The 15,441-nt window shown below is 35.1% G+C and carries 9 protein-coding genes; 7 read left to right on the top strand and 2 right to left on the bottom strand.

Translation table 11 applies throughout. The features are described from left to right. Positions 1–75: 75 nt before the first annotated feature. On the bottom strand, positions 76–819 hold the full coding sequence (locus OLM58_RS06080; protein WP_264531592.1) for a DUF3298 and DUF4163 domain-containing protein: 744 nt from the start codon (positions 817–819) through the stop codon (positions 76–78). Positions 820–924: 105 nt separating this feature from the next. Here OLM58_RS06080 and OLM58_RS06075 point away from each other — a divergent pair, with 105 nt between their 5' ends. Further along, a complete protein-coding gene (locus tag OLM58_RS06075; RefSeq protein ID WP_264531591.1) occupies positions 925–2,067 on the top strand; it encodes a cystathionine gamma-synthase in 1,143 nt (380 codons plus the stop codon). A 77-nt stretch (positions 2,068–2,144) separates the two neighbouring features. Here the strand turns inward: OLM58_RS06075 and OLM58_RS06070 are convergent, their stop codons facing one another. Beyond that, positions 2,145–2,927: a THC0290_0291 family protein gene (locus OLM58_RS06070; protein WP_264531590.1), complete on the bottom strand. Its 783-nt coding sequence runs from the start codon at positions 2,925–2,927 to the stop codon at positions 2,145–2,147. 289 nt (positions 2,928–3,216) lie between these two features. Between OLM58_RS06070 and gdhA the strand changes: the two genes are divergently transcribed. The 6 genes from gdhA to ileS all read left to right on the top strand — a co-directional run bounded on the left by gdhA (position 3,217) and on the right by ileS (position 15,440). Then, entirely contained in the window at positions 3,217–4,560 is a 1,344-nt protein-coding gene (gdhA, locus tag OLM58_RS06065) for an NADP-specific glutamate dehydrogenase (protein ID WP_264531589.1), read from the top strand. 137 nt (positions 4,561–4,697) lie between these two features. Then, complete coding sequence (locus OLM58_RS06060) at positions 4,698–6,980, top strand: T9SS type A sorting domain-containing protein (RefSeq protein ID WP_264531588.1); 2,283 nt, start codon at positions 4,698–4,700, stop codon at positions 6,978–6,980. Between the two features lie 137 nt (positions 6,981–7,117). After that, entirely contained in the window at positions 7,118–7,831 is a 714-nt protein-coding gene (gene recO, locus OLM58_RS06055) for a DNA repair protein RecO (protein WP_264531587.1), read from the top strand. A 127-nt stretch (positions 7,832–7,958) separates the two neighbouring features. After that, the gene (locus OLM58_RS06050; protein WP_264531586.1) at positions 7,959–9,857 is read left to right on the top strand and encodes a PQQ-binding-like beta-propeller repeat protein; all 1,899 of its coding nucleotides are present in this window, start codon (positions 7,959–7,961) and stop codon (positions 9,855–9,857) included. A gap of 56 nt (positions 9,858–9,913) precedes the next feature. Continuing rightward, positions 9,914–11,833: an Atg14 domain-containing protein gene (locus OLM58_RS06045; RefSeq protein ID WP_264531585.1), complete on the top strand. Its 1,920-nt coding sequence runs from the start codon at positions 9,914–9,916 to the stop codon at positions 11,831–11,833. A gap of 205 nt (positions 11,834–12,038) precedes the next feature. Further along, a complete protein-coding gene (ileS, locus tag OLM58_RS06040) occupies positions 12,039–15,440 on the top strand; it encodes an isoleucine--tRNA ligase (protein ID WP_264531584.1) in 3,402 nt (1,133 codons plus the stop codon). Position 15,441 lies beyond the last annotated feature (1 nt).

The following is a 15,441-nucleotide window of genomic DNA, read 5'->3' as shown; positions in this document are numbered from 1 at the left end:
GCTAAGGATCTGAGTAAAGGTGCAAAGGTTCAAAGCGACAAAGGTTTTTTTTAGGTACGAAGCTTTGGCTTGAAGTTATTGGTATTTTAAATATTTACTGATTTCATCATAGGGGAATAACAGCTCTTTTGGCCCGTCGGCATAAGAAGCGGCTTCGTAGGAGTTGTAATATAAGAGCAATCCTTCTTTCGTATAAAAAATGTTCTGAGGCAGGTGGAATTTGTCATTTTCAAACATTAGCCCAGTTGCATTGATATTTGATTTTTCAGGGATTTTATATTTTTTGCGGAATTCTTTTTCGGCATAAGCCATAAATTCTTTTTCGTTTTTAAAAATCTGATCGGTAAAAATAGTTTTTCCGGTTTGAGAATGAAACAATAAAGAGCGATATCCTTGATATCCGTGTGCTCCTCCGGTAAACGTATAGTGATCAATTTTGATATTGATAATCTCATCAGATTCAAATTCGACATTCCCTTTTACGGTCGCTTCCCATCCGAAAGTTTCTGTTGGGAATTTTTTGTGCATTTCTTCATAAGAAGCTATAAAAGAGGCTGCCAAAGATTTGTAGTCGTTAGCTTTTTTGGGATCTTCTTCAAAATAGACGATCTCTTTTATCACGGAGAAAACCTTTTTATTAATACTGTCGGCAACAACAGGAATATTTTTTGCAACAGGAACGTCGATTGTTATTTTCGGGCAGTCCTTTTCGCAAGGGATAGTAGATTCTTTTTCAAATGACTCATTTTCAAATGAAAGTTCTTTACTGCAGCTTACAAACGTTAAAAGCAAAAAGAGTATAAAAGGATAATGTTTCATGTCAAAAAGTGTTAATTATATACAAAGGTAAGAAGTTGTATCAGGATTAAAATAAATTAAACGGTAAATTTGTGCCAGAATTAAGGATTTAAAATTTATAACCATATGAAATTCAATACTAAAGTAATACATGGGGGTCAGCATCATGATCCGGCTACAGGAGCAGTTATGCCTCCGGTGTATCAAACTTCAACTTTTATACAAACCAGTCCGGGTAAGCCTTTGGCGGATTATGAGTATAGTCGTGCTTCAAATCCAACGCGTACAGCTTTAGAAAATGCTTTGGCCAGTATTGAAAATGGTACTCGTGGATTGGCTTTTTCATCAGGCTTGGCAGCAACGGATTGTATTCTGAGATCGTTTAAAGCCGGTGATGAGATTATCGCAATGGATGACTTGTATGGAGGAACTTACAGAATGTTCTCCAGAATATATAAAGATTCAGGAATTAAGTTTCACTTTGTTGATATGACAGATATCGAAAAACTGAAATCATTAATCAATGAAAATACGAAACTGATCTGGGTGGAGACGCCAACTAATCCGTTGATGAAATTAGCAGACATTCAGGAAGTAGCCAAAATTACTAAAGCCAATAATATTTTATTTGCTGTCGATAATACATTTGCGACTCCTTATTTGCAAAAACCTCTTGATTTGGGTGCTGATATCGTAATGCACTCTGCAACAAAATATTTAGGAGGACACTCAGATGTAATTGCGGGTGCTTTAATTGTAAAAGATGAAGCTTTAGGAGATCAGCTGCATTTTCAGCAATTTGCGACCGGAGCGACATTAGGGCCAATGGATAGTTTCTTGGTTTTAAGAGGAATCAAAACACTTTCGTTAAGAGTACAGAGGCATTGTGAAAACGGAGAGAAAGTGGTTGAATATTTAAGCAAGCACCCGAAGATCGATACGGTTTATTATCCAGGATTAGAAAGCCATCCTTTTCATGAAATTGCCAAAAAGCAAATGAAAGCTTTTGGAGGAATGGTATCTTTTACTTTTAAATCAGGGAAAAAAGAAGACTCGATTGCTTTTTTAGAGAAGCTGAAAGTTTTTACTCTGGCGGAGTCTTTAGGTGGAGTGGAATCTTTGGCCAATCATCCGGCTTTGATGACACACGCATCGATCCCGGCAGATAAAAGAGCCGAAGTGGGTATTACTGATGACTTAGTTCGATTGAGCGTTGGTATTGAAGATGCCGAAGACTTAATTGCCGACTTAGAACAGGCTTTAGCATAAAAAAAAGAATAAAAAAATCCCAAATTCCAATTTGAATTATTTTGGAATTTGGGATTTTTTATTTGGGATTTTTCAAATTATAAGTATTGAATATATCCTATATTAAACCAAATCTGAGCGTCGTTTGATTTATTTTCTTTATAAATTTTCTTATTCGGATTTAGACCGTCTACCCAGTCGGAGCTAAAAGCTTGAAAACGCGTTTCAAACATTAAATCGCTCATTTGATTTAATTTATAATGAACACCTATTCCGGCAGTACCCGATAACACAATACCATTTTCACTTGAAAATCCAAATTGTCGACCATCTGAAGGAGTCAGGTATTTAGGAAATGTAGCTTCAGGAGTCCCAAGTTGACCAAGGCTGGAGCTAACTTCTGTAGTATAATAACTTACCAAAAAACCTAAACTTACATAGGGACTGAATGCGCCTACTGAAGTTTCATAATAATGTATCTTCATAGGAGAAAATTCCAATTGGGATCCAAGACTTATGACAGTCGATTTTCCTTGCATGGCTTTGAGTTGTCGAACGCCTAATGTTTCAGGTTTTTTCTCCGTCCACTCTCCAAAATTATTCAGTTTTGTTCTGTTGAATGAAAGTTCTGATCTGACTTTGAAATGTTCTGAGAAGAATCGTTCTCTATTGCTGTTGCTCGAAAAGTTGACAAAATGAACCAATCCAACTCCAAATCCGGTATTTCCAAGAGTAGTGTCGAGATTATTTCTTTCCCCAAAATCAGATTGAAAAAGAACGGGGCCGAATATTATTCCAACTTCGTGTGCGAGTGATTGTGCAGTCGATATTGTTGAGATGCCCAGAAAGGCAAATAACGTGAGTACTATAGGTTTAAGCATGTGGTATTTGGTTTGGGCTTTCAAATCTCGGCAAATATATAAAAAGAGGAGCAACTAAGAAGTATAAAGAGCTGTATTGATGAATATTTATTAAAAATATTAAAATATTAAATATATCGGTAGTAATTTACTGTAAAACGCAAAACCTAAAATATCTTTTTTCTTGATTTACTGTATAATGAATAAAAGTTTAAGAGAATCATAAAAAAATATTCAATAAATGTCATTTTCGATTACCTTTGTCATAAATAACGAAAACGTTTTCTTAAATGTTAATAATCTAATAATCATGTCACAAAGTATTACCGCTTTTATGGATTCGGTTAGTCAAAAAAACCCGAATGAATCAGAGTTTTTACAAGCAGTTTTAGAAGTTGCCGAAACGGTAATTCCTTTTATTGAAGAAAATAAAAAATACCAGAACAAAATGCTTTTAGAGCGTATGGTAGAACCTGAACGAGTTATCTTGTTCAGAGTGAACTGGTTAAATGACAAAGGAGAAATCCAGGTTAATAAAGGATATCGTATCCAGATGAACTCAGCAATCGGACCTTACAAAGGTGGTTTGCGTTTTCATCCTTCTGTTAACTTAAGTATTTTGAAGTTTTTGGCTTTCGAGCAGACTTTCAAAAACAGCTTAACAACACTGCCAATGGGTGGTGGTAAAGGAGGATCTGATTTTGATCCAAAAGGAAAATCAGATAATGAAATCATGAAATTCTGTCAAAGTTTTATGACGGAACTTTCAAAACATATCGGAGCTGATACTGACGTTCCTGCCGGAGATATCGGAGTAGGTGGTAGAGAAGTAGGATATATGTTTGGTCAATACAAAAGGTTAAGAAATGAATTTACGGGAGTTTTAACCGGAAAAGGAATTTCTTTCGGAGGATCATTAATTCGTCCGGAGGCTACAGGTTACGGAGCAGTTTATTTTGCTCAAAGTATGCTGGCAACTAAAGGAGATGACTTTAAAGGGAAAACTGTTGCAGTTTCAGGTTCTGGAAACGTAGCGCAGTACGCCACTGAAAAAGCAACTCAATTGGGAGCAAAAGTAGTTACATTGTCAGATTCTGCAGGATATATCTATGATGCAGACGGAATCGATGCTGAAAAATTAGCTTTCGTAATGGAGTTGAAAAATGAGCTTAGAGGAAGAATCAGTGAATATGTAGCAAAATATCCAAATGCGAAATATGTAGAAGGAAAACGTCCATGGGAAGTTAAATGTGATGTAGCATTACCATGTGCAACTCAAAACGAATTGAATGGTGATGAAGCTAAGGTTTTAGTTGCTAACGGTTGTATTGCTGTTGCAGAAGGAGCAAACATGCCATCTACACCAGAGGCAGTTACTGTTTTCCTTGATGCTAAAATTTTATTCGCTCCTGGAAAAGCTTCTAATGCCGGTGGCGTTGCAACTTCAGGTCTTGAAATGTCGCAAAACTCATTGCGTTTAAGCTGGTCTTCTGAAGAAGTTGACGAAAAATTAAAAGGAATCATGTTAGCAATTCATGCTTCATGTGTAAAATACGGTTCGGATAAATCAGGTTATGTTGACTACGTAAAAGGAGCTAACATTGCAGGATTTGTTAAAGTTGCCGATGCTATGCTTGCTCAGGGCGTAGTATAATTTTTTAGTTATAGTTTTTTAGTGCCTCCATTTGTCTTTTTTAAAGATAAATCGGAGGCATTTTTTTATTTACAGGAGAGAACAAAAATCAAATACTTTCGTTTGTAGTATATTTGTCTATCTGAATTTATCAAATAATGAAAAGAAAGTTTTTGTATGTTTTGCTTTTGTTGGTAGTACAATTTTGTTTCTCTCAGAATAAATTGTCCTGGCAGGGGTATTTTTCGTTCAACGAAATAAAAGATATCTCGCAATCTTCAACAACCGTTTTTACAGCCTCAGAGAATGCTCTTTTCTCTAAAAATACAGCTCAGAACACGACCAAAATAACCACAACAGTCGATGGACTTTCGGGGCAGACCATTTCGGCTTTATACCATAGCGAAGGGTTTAAGAAAACCATAATTGGATACGAAAACGGACTAATGATTGTAGTAAATGAAACCGATGGCAGTATACTGAGAGTTATTGATATCATAAACAAACAATTGCCGGCCAACCTGAAAAGAATTAACCATTTTATGGAGTATAATGGTGTGATTTATGTTTCGTGCGATTTCGGAATTGTACAGTTCAATTTAACGAGTCTCAAATTTGGAGATACTTATTTTATAGGAGATAATGGGGCCGAAGTAAGAGTAAGACAAACGGCCTATTTTAATGGATTCTTCTACGCGGCAACTTCAAACGGAATCAAAAAAGCCAATAGTACAAATGCCAATCTTATTGATTTTAATCAATGGAGTCTGGTAGCTGCTGGCGACTGGAATAGTATCGAGTCTTTGGATTCTGAACTGATTGCGATAAGTTCGGCAGGATTTATACATCGATACAACTCCAATTCATTCGTTGGGTTTTTACAGCTCCCGCGACCTTCAGTTGACATGCGTGCTGTAAACCATAATTTAATAATCACAACGCCGGATATCGTTTATGTGTACAACAACCAAATGGTGTTGATGCGTCAGATTACCAATACACAGGTTTTGAATAATACTCTGAATTTTACCTGTTCGAGCCTTACAGGAGATCAGATATATATAGGAACAAAAGAACAAGGGCTGTTTTCATCAACACTTTCAGGGACTTCCGCTTTTCAAGAAAATACACCATCAGGACCGATTCGGAATAATATTTTTTCTTTAGATGCAGGTCCTGGCGAGCTTTGGGCTGTATATGGAGATTATGACACCTTTTATAATCCGTATAGTTTAGACAGTTATGGAGTGAGTAAATATAGCACTTCGGGCTGGCTGAATATTCCTTACTCGCAAGTTTTTGATGCTAAGTCAATAACACGGGTGATTATAAATCCCAGTAATGAAAAACAGGTTTTTGTAAGTTCCTTTTTTTCCGGATTGTTAAAAATAGAAAACGATACCCCGGTTCTATTGTACAATGAAAAAAATAGCGGATTAGAATCGATTTCGTTCGCAGGGCCTAACTATATAGATGTTCGTATTAATGGGACTGCTTTTGATAAAACGGGGAATTTGTGGGTAACCAATAGCAGGATTAAGAACGGATTAAAAGTTTTGAAAACCGATGGAAAATGGCAAAGTTATGCGACAAGTTCAATTCTTAAAGATGCTGAAACAACCAATTATGCCGGGATAGTGATCGACAAAAACAATACCAAATGGATGGCAACGAGTAATGACGGAGTAATTGCTTTTAATGAAAGTAACAATACTTTTAAAAAGATTACTTCCGGTGCTGATTTAGGGAATTTGCCAATTGAAGATGTGAGAGCTGTAGCACTTGATACGAAAAATCAACTTTGGATTGGTACCACAAAAGGACTGAGAGTTTTATCTAATGTTGGAGGTTTTCAGACCGAAAGCCAGCTAAAGGCAAATCCAATTATAATTATGGAAGATAATTTGGCTCAGGAGCTGCTTTATGAGCAATTTATCACATCGATCGCAGTAGACGGAGCAAATAATAAATGGATTGGTACAATTGATTCCGGGATTTTTATGGTGTCGCCAAATGGTCAGGAAACAAAATATCATTTTACAATAAACAATTCACCTTTGCCAAGTAATGTTATTAACGATGTCAAAATTAATAGTGTTACCGGTGAGGTTTTTATTGCGACCAACAAAGGAATGATTTCGTTTAAAGGAATTGCAACAGGAGCAAACGAAGATTTGAATAATGTTTACGTTTATCCAAATCCCGTGCGTCCTAATTATGCAGGAACCGTAAAAGTTGCCGGGCTTATTGATAAAGCCAATATTAAAATTACAGACATCGAAGGCAATTTAGTATACGAAACTACTTCATCAGGTGGAACAATCGAATGGGATACCACTGCTTTCGGAAAGTATAAAGTAGCTTCCGGGGTCTATATGGTTTTTATTTCAGCCGAAGATGGAAGTGAAACTAAAGTGAAAAAGGTGATGATAATTAGATAATTTGCTAATTGAGATAATTAGATTGCTAGATCATTAGAAAGAATTAAAATTTAACCTCTAAGCAGTCCAATAATCTAAAAATCCAACAATTTAAGCAGTCTAACCTCTAAGCAGTCTAACAATCTAATAATCCAATCTTGCTAATTAAAACCAAAGCAATAGTAATCTCATCGTTAAAATTTCAGGAGAAAAGCCTGATTGTAAAATGCTTTACACTTTCACACGGACTGAAATCCTATTTTGTACGTGATGCCTTTTCGAGTCGGAAAGCAAGTCAGAAAATTGCTTATTTTCAGCCATTGTCTATTCTTGAGATTGAGGCGGTACATAAAAACAAAGGAACTTTAGAAACTTTTAAAGAGATAAAAACAGCAGTACCTTTTCAAAGTATCCATACCGATCTGGTAAAAAGTACTATGGTTATGTTTTTGTCCGAAATGCTCCATTACTCCATTCAGGAGGAAGAAAAAAATGAAGCCTTTTTTGTGTTTTTAGAAACGGCATTAAGCTGGCTGGATCATCATGATGATATCTCGAATTTTCATTTGATTCTGCTTTTAGAAGCTACAAAGTATTTTGGTTTTTACCCTGATTTCTCAGAAGCAGAACTCCCTTACTTTGAAATGATCGATGGCGTTTTTACTTTGTTTCACGGAGCAAATACACTAACAGAACACGAAACCAATCTTTTTAAGAAACTGATAGATCTTAAATTCGAAAACGATCAGAAGGTTTTTCACGTAGCTGAAAGACAAGTGTTGCTGAAGGTTTTAATTGATTATTATGGTTTTCATCTGGAGGGTTTTAAAAGACCAAAATCACTTGATGTTTTGAAAGAGATATTTTCTTAAAACGGAATGCTATTTTTATATATTTGTGCAGGGAATTTTTATTAAAGTTTTGGTAAATATTTTTTATTATGTCAATTCGATAATGAAATTTCCAGCCTAATTATTAAATTTTTTAAAGAAAAAAAGCATGAAGAAAATTACTTTTTCTATTATTTTACTTTTTCTGGTTAGCCTTTCGGTTACAGCTCAAAGAAAATATGATGAAATCATCACTACAGAGAACAGTGTAAAAGACATGGTTCAAAACGAAATAACAGGAATTGTTGTTTTTAAAGAAGGAGGAACTGTAAAAGGTTTAGATCCTGAGACAAAAAAAATTGTTTGGACTTTAACAAAAGATGATTTTGGATCAACCTCTGCAGGTGATATTTTGACTGATCCAGATTTTGGGAAACTTTTTAAAGAAAAAAGTGACTTGTCAAGTGTTGCCGGAAGCCCTTATGTAGAGGCCTATATCAATAGTAAATATATTATTATTAATACTGATACAGGTAAAGTGGTTTATAATTCATCTAAAGAATCTTTCTGGGTAATGCAGTCAGATTTTATTCCTGAAACAGATGAGTATTTGCTTACTATGAAAAAAGACGGAGATATGGCAATTGCCTTATTAGATATGAAAACAGGAGAGTTAAAATGGAACACTACTGTAGATAAAGCAAAATCATTGTTTAGTTTTTCACTATCAGTAAAAGAATCTGCATTTACAAATAAAGCTACAGTACATGGATCAGTAATTTATTATTTATTGTACGGGAAATTATATTCATTCGACAGAAATTCAGGAAAATTAAACTGGAAAGCTGAAGAAGAGTACTCAAGATTCTTTTTGACTCAGAATGATAAAAATATTGTAGTAGTGAACAGTAAAGGTTTGTTTGCGGCCAAAGAATATTTAAATGTTTTGAATACAGAAAACGGAAAAAGTATCTGGAAAGAATCTATTAAAACAAAACGTGTTGTTTATTTAGAAGATTGGGGTACAAAATTATTAATTGCTCATTATGGCGGATTTAACTTTTTTGATCTAAATACAGGCGAAAAAGTTTGGAAAAAAGATGCTCGCGGAGATGGATTAAAAAGAGTAATTCCTATCGACGAGGATTTCTTATATGTTGCAGAAAATGAAATGATGCTGATCAATAAAGACGGAGAAAAACTTTGGAAAAAATTCATCGAAATTTCAGACGACAAAGAAGATCCAATTTACTACTTAGGAAAAGTAGGTGAAAAAGTAATGTACCTTACCGGAACTTACGGAAATATGGTTGATTATAAAACTGGAATTAAACTTTGGAAGCGTAACATCGGTTTTGATAAAAGTCGTCCGGTTTTACCAACTTATGACGAAGCTACAAATTCGTACTTGGTATATAATGATGAGAAATTATACAAATTCGATCCAAGTATTAAGGACAAACCAGAGCCTTTTGCTAAAGTAAACATCAAAAAGGAAAAAGAACTAAACAGTATCGAATTATTTCCTTGGGGTGTAGTGCTTTCAGGACCAGTTGAGGTAATGGGAGTTAATATGGATGGAACAATAAAATATCACCTTACTTATACACAACCAGGTGAAGGAACCAGACGTTTGCTTAAAAGTGCTGCAATTGCTGGAAGTATTGGTTTAGGAGTTGGATCAGCAGTAAGTGCTGCACAAGGTGCTGAGTTAACAATGACGTATCGTGATTCCAGCGGAAATATGAGGTCTACTGTTATTAAAGAAGAGGATAAATCAAAAAAGAACCAGGCTAAGAATATGGCTATGGCTTCAGCAGCTCTTGGTATTGTAGCTGCTAAATTTAATTCTCGTTTTAATGCGATGAAACAAAACAGAGACTACTCTTACATTTTTGCAAAAGCAGATAGTGGAGAAAAAGTTTTAGTGAAAGTTAGTAAAGCTGAAGGGACTGAAGTGGATAAAATTATCTTCAATAACACAAAACCTATTTATGAGGTAGATCCTGCGACGCAAAACATTTTTTATGTGTCTGACAAATCTATTCAAATTTTCAATAAAAAATAAACCAAATAAAAACCTAAAGCCATCAGAATTTATTTCTGGTGGCTTTTTTTTTGCCTATGAAAAAAACATTACTCTTAATTGCTTTGCTTGTAATTGGTTCAATTCAGGCACAAGAAAAGATAAGCTCAAAAAAGAAGAAATTTTTTATACCAGTAATTAAATATTCTTCATTCCCTATTCTTGATAATGCCTTAACACAAACCACGTTTTATCAAATGGATAAAGAATTGGTGCAGGAAGAGCTTGTCTTAAAGAAAAAATATTTTGATATAGAAGGTTTTATAAAGGATCCTGCAAATGGTAAGTTGAAAATTTATTTAACCATTGCACTTCCTAAGTACAATGCGACAAAAGTCGATAGCACATTCGATAAGAAAAAGAATAGCTGGCAATTTATGGTCTATTCTAATTATAGTGTGAAAATAAAAGTAGAAGCTAAATGTGGAGATAAACTTTTATTATCTGAAGATTTTAATAATACAGAATCGTATGTAATTGGAGGTTCTTATCAAAAAGAAAATGTAAAAGCCGCGATAGCTTTAAGTAATCAAAGAGTCGAACAAGCAGAAAAAGATAATGATTACACTGCAGAAGAATTGGGTATGGATAGGGTAATTTATCAATCTGTAGAAAAGATTCAGAATTATCTTAATTACAAATTTGCTTATACAATTGATGAATCCAAAGAAAAGTTTGAATTTGTAACTTCAAAAGGGCATTCAGAATACAAACAGATGCTGGATTTTGAGAATGAAATTACGGCTCAAATAGAAAAAATAACACTTGAAAAGGGGTTAGACGAGAAATTACTGGCGCCGCATTTACAATATTTAGAAAGTTTATTGGTCAAATATCCGCCTTCACCTGCAAACGAAAATATCCGGTTTATTGTAACAAACAATTTAGCCGAAACGTATTTTCTATTGGAAAATAAAGAAAAAGCATTGCAGTATGCAAATTTACTGATCGAAAATGACAAGCAGGATTCACGGGGCTCGGCTATTGTTAAAAGAGTAAATAGTGCCAATTTTGTTGACAAAAAAGTCAGAAGCCATACAACACGTTTTGCTGATCTTAAAAAATTAGGACTGAAAATCGCTGAAGAAAAAGAAGAAAAAAGATTAGCTTTCTTTGAGAAAATAGAGCAGCAGGATGCAGAGTGGGAAATCGAAAAATCGAATCGTGAGGCCAACTTAGAAAAAGCTAAAATGCAAAGATCTAATTTGCTTGATTCTATACCTTATCAGCTCAATGCTAATTTGCTGGCCAAAGTAATTGATAATTTAGGAGGAAGTCAGGCTTTAAAAAAAATCGAAAAAGCACATTTGTATTCTAAGCTTTCTATAGAGGGGAATAAAGTATCTCAAACGGAAGAAAGATGGGCAACTAACTCGAATTATCTTTTAAGAAAAAAAATGCCTGAAAGTTACTATGAGATTGTTAATGGAGCCGAAGCCTGGAGTCATGATGATCGCGAAAGTGGCGTAAATGCAAAATGGGCAAAACTCACCGCATACGATTACAGTAATTTATCTAAAAATTTAGATCCGGTAAATTTTTTAACCGATTTAAGACTTGATTTATGGAATAATTTTGAAGTTTTGCAAGATGAAATGTATGAAGGAAGAGTATGCTATCATTTGAATTATTTTGAGAAAACATTAAGTTCAGGAAATAGAACAATTCCTAAAACAGATTATCATGTTTTTATTGATAAAGAGAATTTTAATATCGTTTCTACCGAAAAAACAGAATTCGATAACGGTAACAAAAGTTTTTTCGAACGAAAACTTTTTGGCGATTACCGCCCCGTTGCAACATTAAATTCCGGAAAAATTCCACATAAGATTAATTATGAAATCGAAGATTTTAACGGAGAAACCCTTTATCAGGAAATACGCGAAAAAGTAGAGGTTAATCCCGTTTTTGGAAATCGAATTTTTATGAAAGAAGTGTATTTCGGAGGCTTTAAATAGTCTTTGTTGTCTTTTTGAAAAAGAATAATCAGAATTGATTAGTTTTTGGTTTATAGACTCGGTTTTCTGAGTTGGATGCCGGAAATTAATCAATTCTTTTGTTTTAGGGCGTATTATCTCAACAAAAGTTTGTGAAATTTAAAGAAATTGATGGTCAATAATCCAAAATTCCTTACTTTCGCACCTCGTTTAAGAAAAGTATAAAATGAGCACAAAATTTACTGAATACAAAGGACTTGACTTACCAACAGTAGCGTCAGAAGTACTTGATTTTTGGAAGAAAGAAAATATATTTGAAAAGAGTGTAAGTACCCGTGAAGGTGCTGAGCCTTATGTGTTTTTTGAAGGTCCGCCTTCAGCAAACGGATTACCGGGAATTCACCACGTGATGGCTCGTGCAATTAAAGATATTTTTTGTCGTTACAAAACTCAAAAAGGTTTTCAGGTAAAAAGAAAAGCCGGTTGGGATACTCACGGGTTGCCTGTAGAATTAGGTACCGAAAAAGAACTTGGAATTACAAAAGAAGATATTGGGAAAACCATTTCTATCGAAGAATATAACGAAGCGTGTAAAAAAACCGTAATGCGTTATACCGATGTATGGAATGATTTGACCGAAAAAATGGGATATTGGGTAGATATGGAAGATCCGTATGTAACTTATAAACCAAAATATATGGAATCGGTTTGGTGGCTTTTGAAACAAATCTACGATAAAGGTTTGCTATACAAAGGATACACCATTCAGCCTTACTCACCTAAAGCCGGAACAGGATTGTCTTCTCACGAAGTAAATCAGCCCGGAGCTTATCGTGATGTTACCGATACTACCATCGTAGCACAATTTAAAACAATACCAGAAACACTGCCTTCCTTCTTGAAAGGTTTTGGAGATATTCACATCCTGGCCTGGACGACTACGCCATGGACATTACCATCGAATACCGCTTTGACAGTTGGGCCAAAAATTGATTATGTTTTAGTGAAAACGTTCAATCAGTATACTTTTGAGCCAATCAATGTGGTTCTAGCAAAAAACTTGGTAGGGAAACAATTCGGAAAAGGATTTTTTGCCAGCGAAGACGATGCTGATTTTGATAAAGTGAAAAATGGCGACAAGCAGCTTCCGTATAAAATTGTAGCAGAAGCAAAAGGAGCTGATTTAGCAGAAATTCGTTATGAGCAATTATTGCCATACGTGCTGCCTTATCAGAATCCTGAAAATGCATTCAGAGTAATCACAGGAGATTTTGTGACCACAGAAGATGGAACGGGAGTAGTGCATACTGCGCCTACTTTTGGTGCTGATGATGCTAAAGTAGCAAAAGAAGCAAAACCGGAAGTACCGCCAATGTTGGTTTTAGATGAAAATGGTACTGCAGTCCCTTTAGTAGATTTACAAGGGAAATTTACTTCTCATGTAGGTGATTTGGCAGGAAAATATGTGAAAAATGAATATTATGATGCAGGTCAGGCGCCAGAGCGTTCTGTAGATGTTGAAATTGCTATTCGATTAAAAGAAGAAAATAAAGCCTTTAAGGTTGAAAAATACGTACATAGTTATCCACACAGTTGGAGAACTGATGAGCCGTTATTATATTATCCGCTAGACTCATGGTTTATTAAAGTAACCGATGTCAAAGATAGAATGTTCGACCTGAACGAAACTATCAATTGGAAGCCTAAGTCTACTGGTGAAGGACGTTTTGGAAACTGGCTGAAAAATGCTAACGACTGGAACTTATCTCGTTCTAGATATTGGGGGATTCCATTGCCAATTTGGAGAACTGAAGACAAAAAAGAAGAAGTTCTTATTGGTTCTGTTGAAGAATTGTATAATGCGATTGAAAAATCTATCGAAGCAGGTTTTCAAAAAGAAAACCCATTCAAAGGTTTCGAAATCGGAAATATGTCTGAATCAAACTATGATTTAGTTGACCTGCATAAAAATGTAGTTGACGGAATTACTTTGGTTTCAGCTTCAGGCCAGCCAATGAAACGTGAAAGCGATTTGATTGACGTTTGGTTTGATTCGGGAGCGATGCCGTATGCACAATGGCATTACCCTTTTGAGAATAAAGATAAAATCGATGAGAATAAAGATTTCCCTGCGAATTTCATCGCAGAAGGTGTCGATCAGACTCGTGGATGGTTTTATACACTGCACGCAATCGGGACTTTGGTTTTCGATAAAATTGCGTACAAAAATGTCGTTTCGAATGGTTTAGTTCTGGATAAAAATGGACAAAAAATGTCGAAACGTTTAGGAAATGCAACGGATCCTTTTGAAACAATTAAGGAGTACGGTCCTGATGCCACACGTTGGTACATGATCTCTAATGCAAATCCATGGGATAACTTAAAGTTTGATATTGAAGGAATTGCTGAGGTTCGCCGAAAATTCTTCGGAACCCTGTATAATACGTATTCATTCTTCTCGTTATATGCCAATATTGATGGATTTAAATATGCAGAAGCTGAAATTCCGTTAAACGAAAGACCGGAAATCGATCAGTGGATCATGTCGGAATTACATACTTTAATAAAATTTGTTGACGAATGTTACGAAGATTATGAGCCTACGAAAGCAGCAAGGGCGATTTCAGACTTCGTTCAGGAAAACTTAAGTAACTGGTACGTTCGTTTGTGCCGTCGTCGTTTCTGGAAAGGAGAATACGCCCATGATAAAATCGCAGCCTATCAAACACTTTACACTTGTTTATTAACGATAAGCAAATTAAGTGCTCCGATCGCTCCTTTTTTCATGGATAAATTATACCGCGATTTAACAGGTTCTACGCAAACAGAGCAATTTGCCAGTGTTCACTTGGCAGAGTTCCCGAAATTTGTCGAAAACTTTGTTAATAAAACGTTAGAAAGCAAAATGCAGAAGGCGCAAACTATATCGTCTTTGGTTTTGTCACTGCGTAAAAAGGAAATGATTAAAGTGCGTCAGCCTTTGCAAAAGGTAATGATTCCGGTACTTGACGAGAATCAGAGGGCTGAAATTGAAGCAATTTCTGAACTTGTAAAAGCAGAAGTTAACGTTAAAGAGATTGTGCTTTTAGACGATGATTCAGGTATTTTGGTGAAACAGATTAAGCCTAATTTTAAAGCTCTTGGGCCACGTTTTGGAAAAGATATGGGATTGATTTCCAAAGAGATACAGTCTTTTTCGGCAGATCAGATCAATCAGTTGGACAAGCAGGGAGCATTGGATATTGTAATTGCAGGAAATACCGTAACTTTATCATTAGAAGATGTCGAAATAACATCTCAGGATATTGAAGGCTGGCTGGTTGCAAATTCAAACGGAATTACGGTTGCACTTGATATTACAATTTCGGAAGAATTGAAAAACGAAGGAATCGCGAGAGAATTGGTAAACAGAATTCAAAATATTCGTAAAGATTCAGGATTTGAAGTTACCGATAAAATTAAAGTTCAAATAAAAAGAAGCGGCCTTTTAGAAGAGGCAATTCTAAAAAATGAAGACTATATTAAGTCTGAGACATTGACTGATGATTTGGTTTTTGTTGACGCTTTGGAAAACGGCACAGAAATTGAATTTGATGACATTAAAACAATGATATTAATTTCAAAATAAT

It is taken from the genome of Flavobacterium sp. N502540 (assembly GCF_025947365.1).
Lineage (GTDB): Bacteria > Bacteroidota > Bacteroidia > Flavobacteriales > Flavobacteriaceae > Flavobacterium.
The sequence above is the reverse complement of the archived record's forward strand: the minus strand, read 5'-3'. Positions and strand labels throughout refer to the sequence as shown.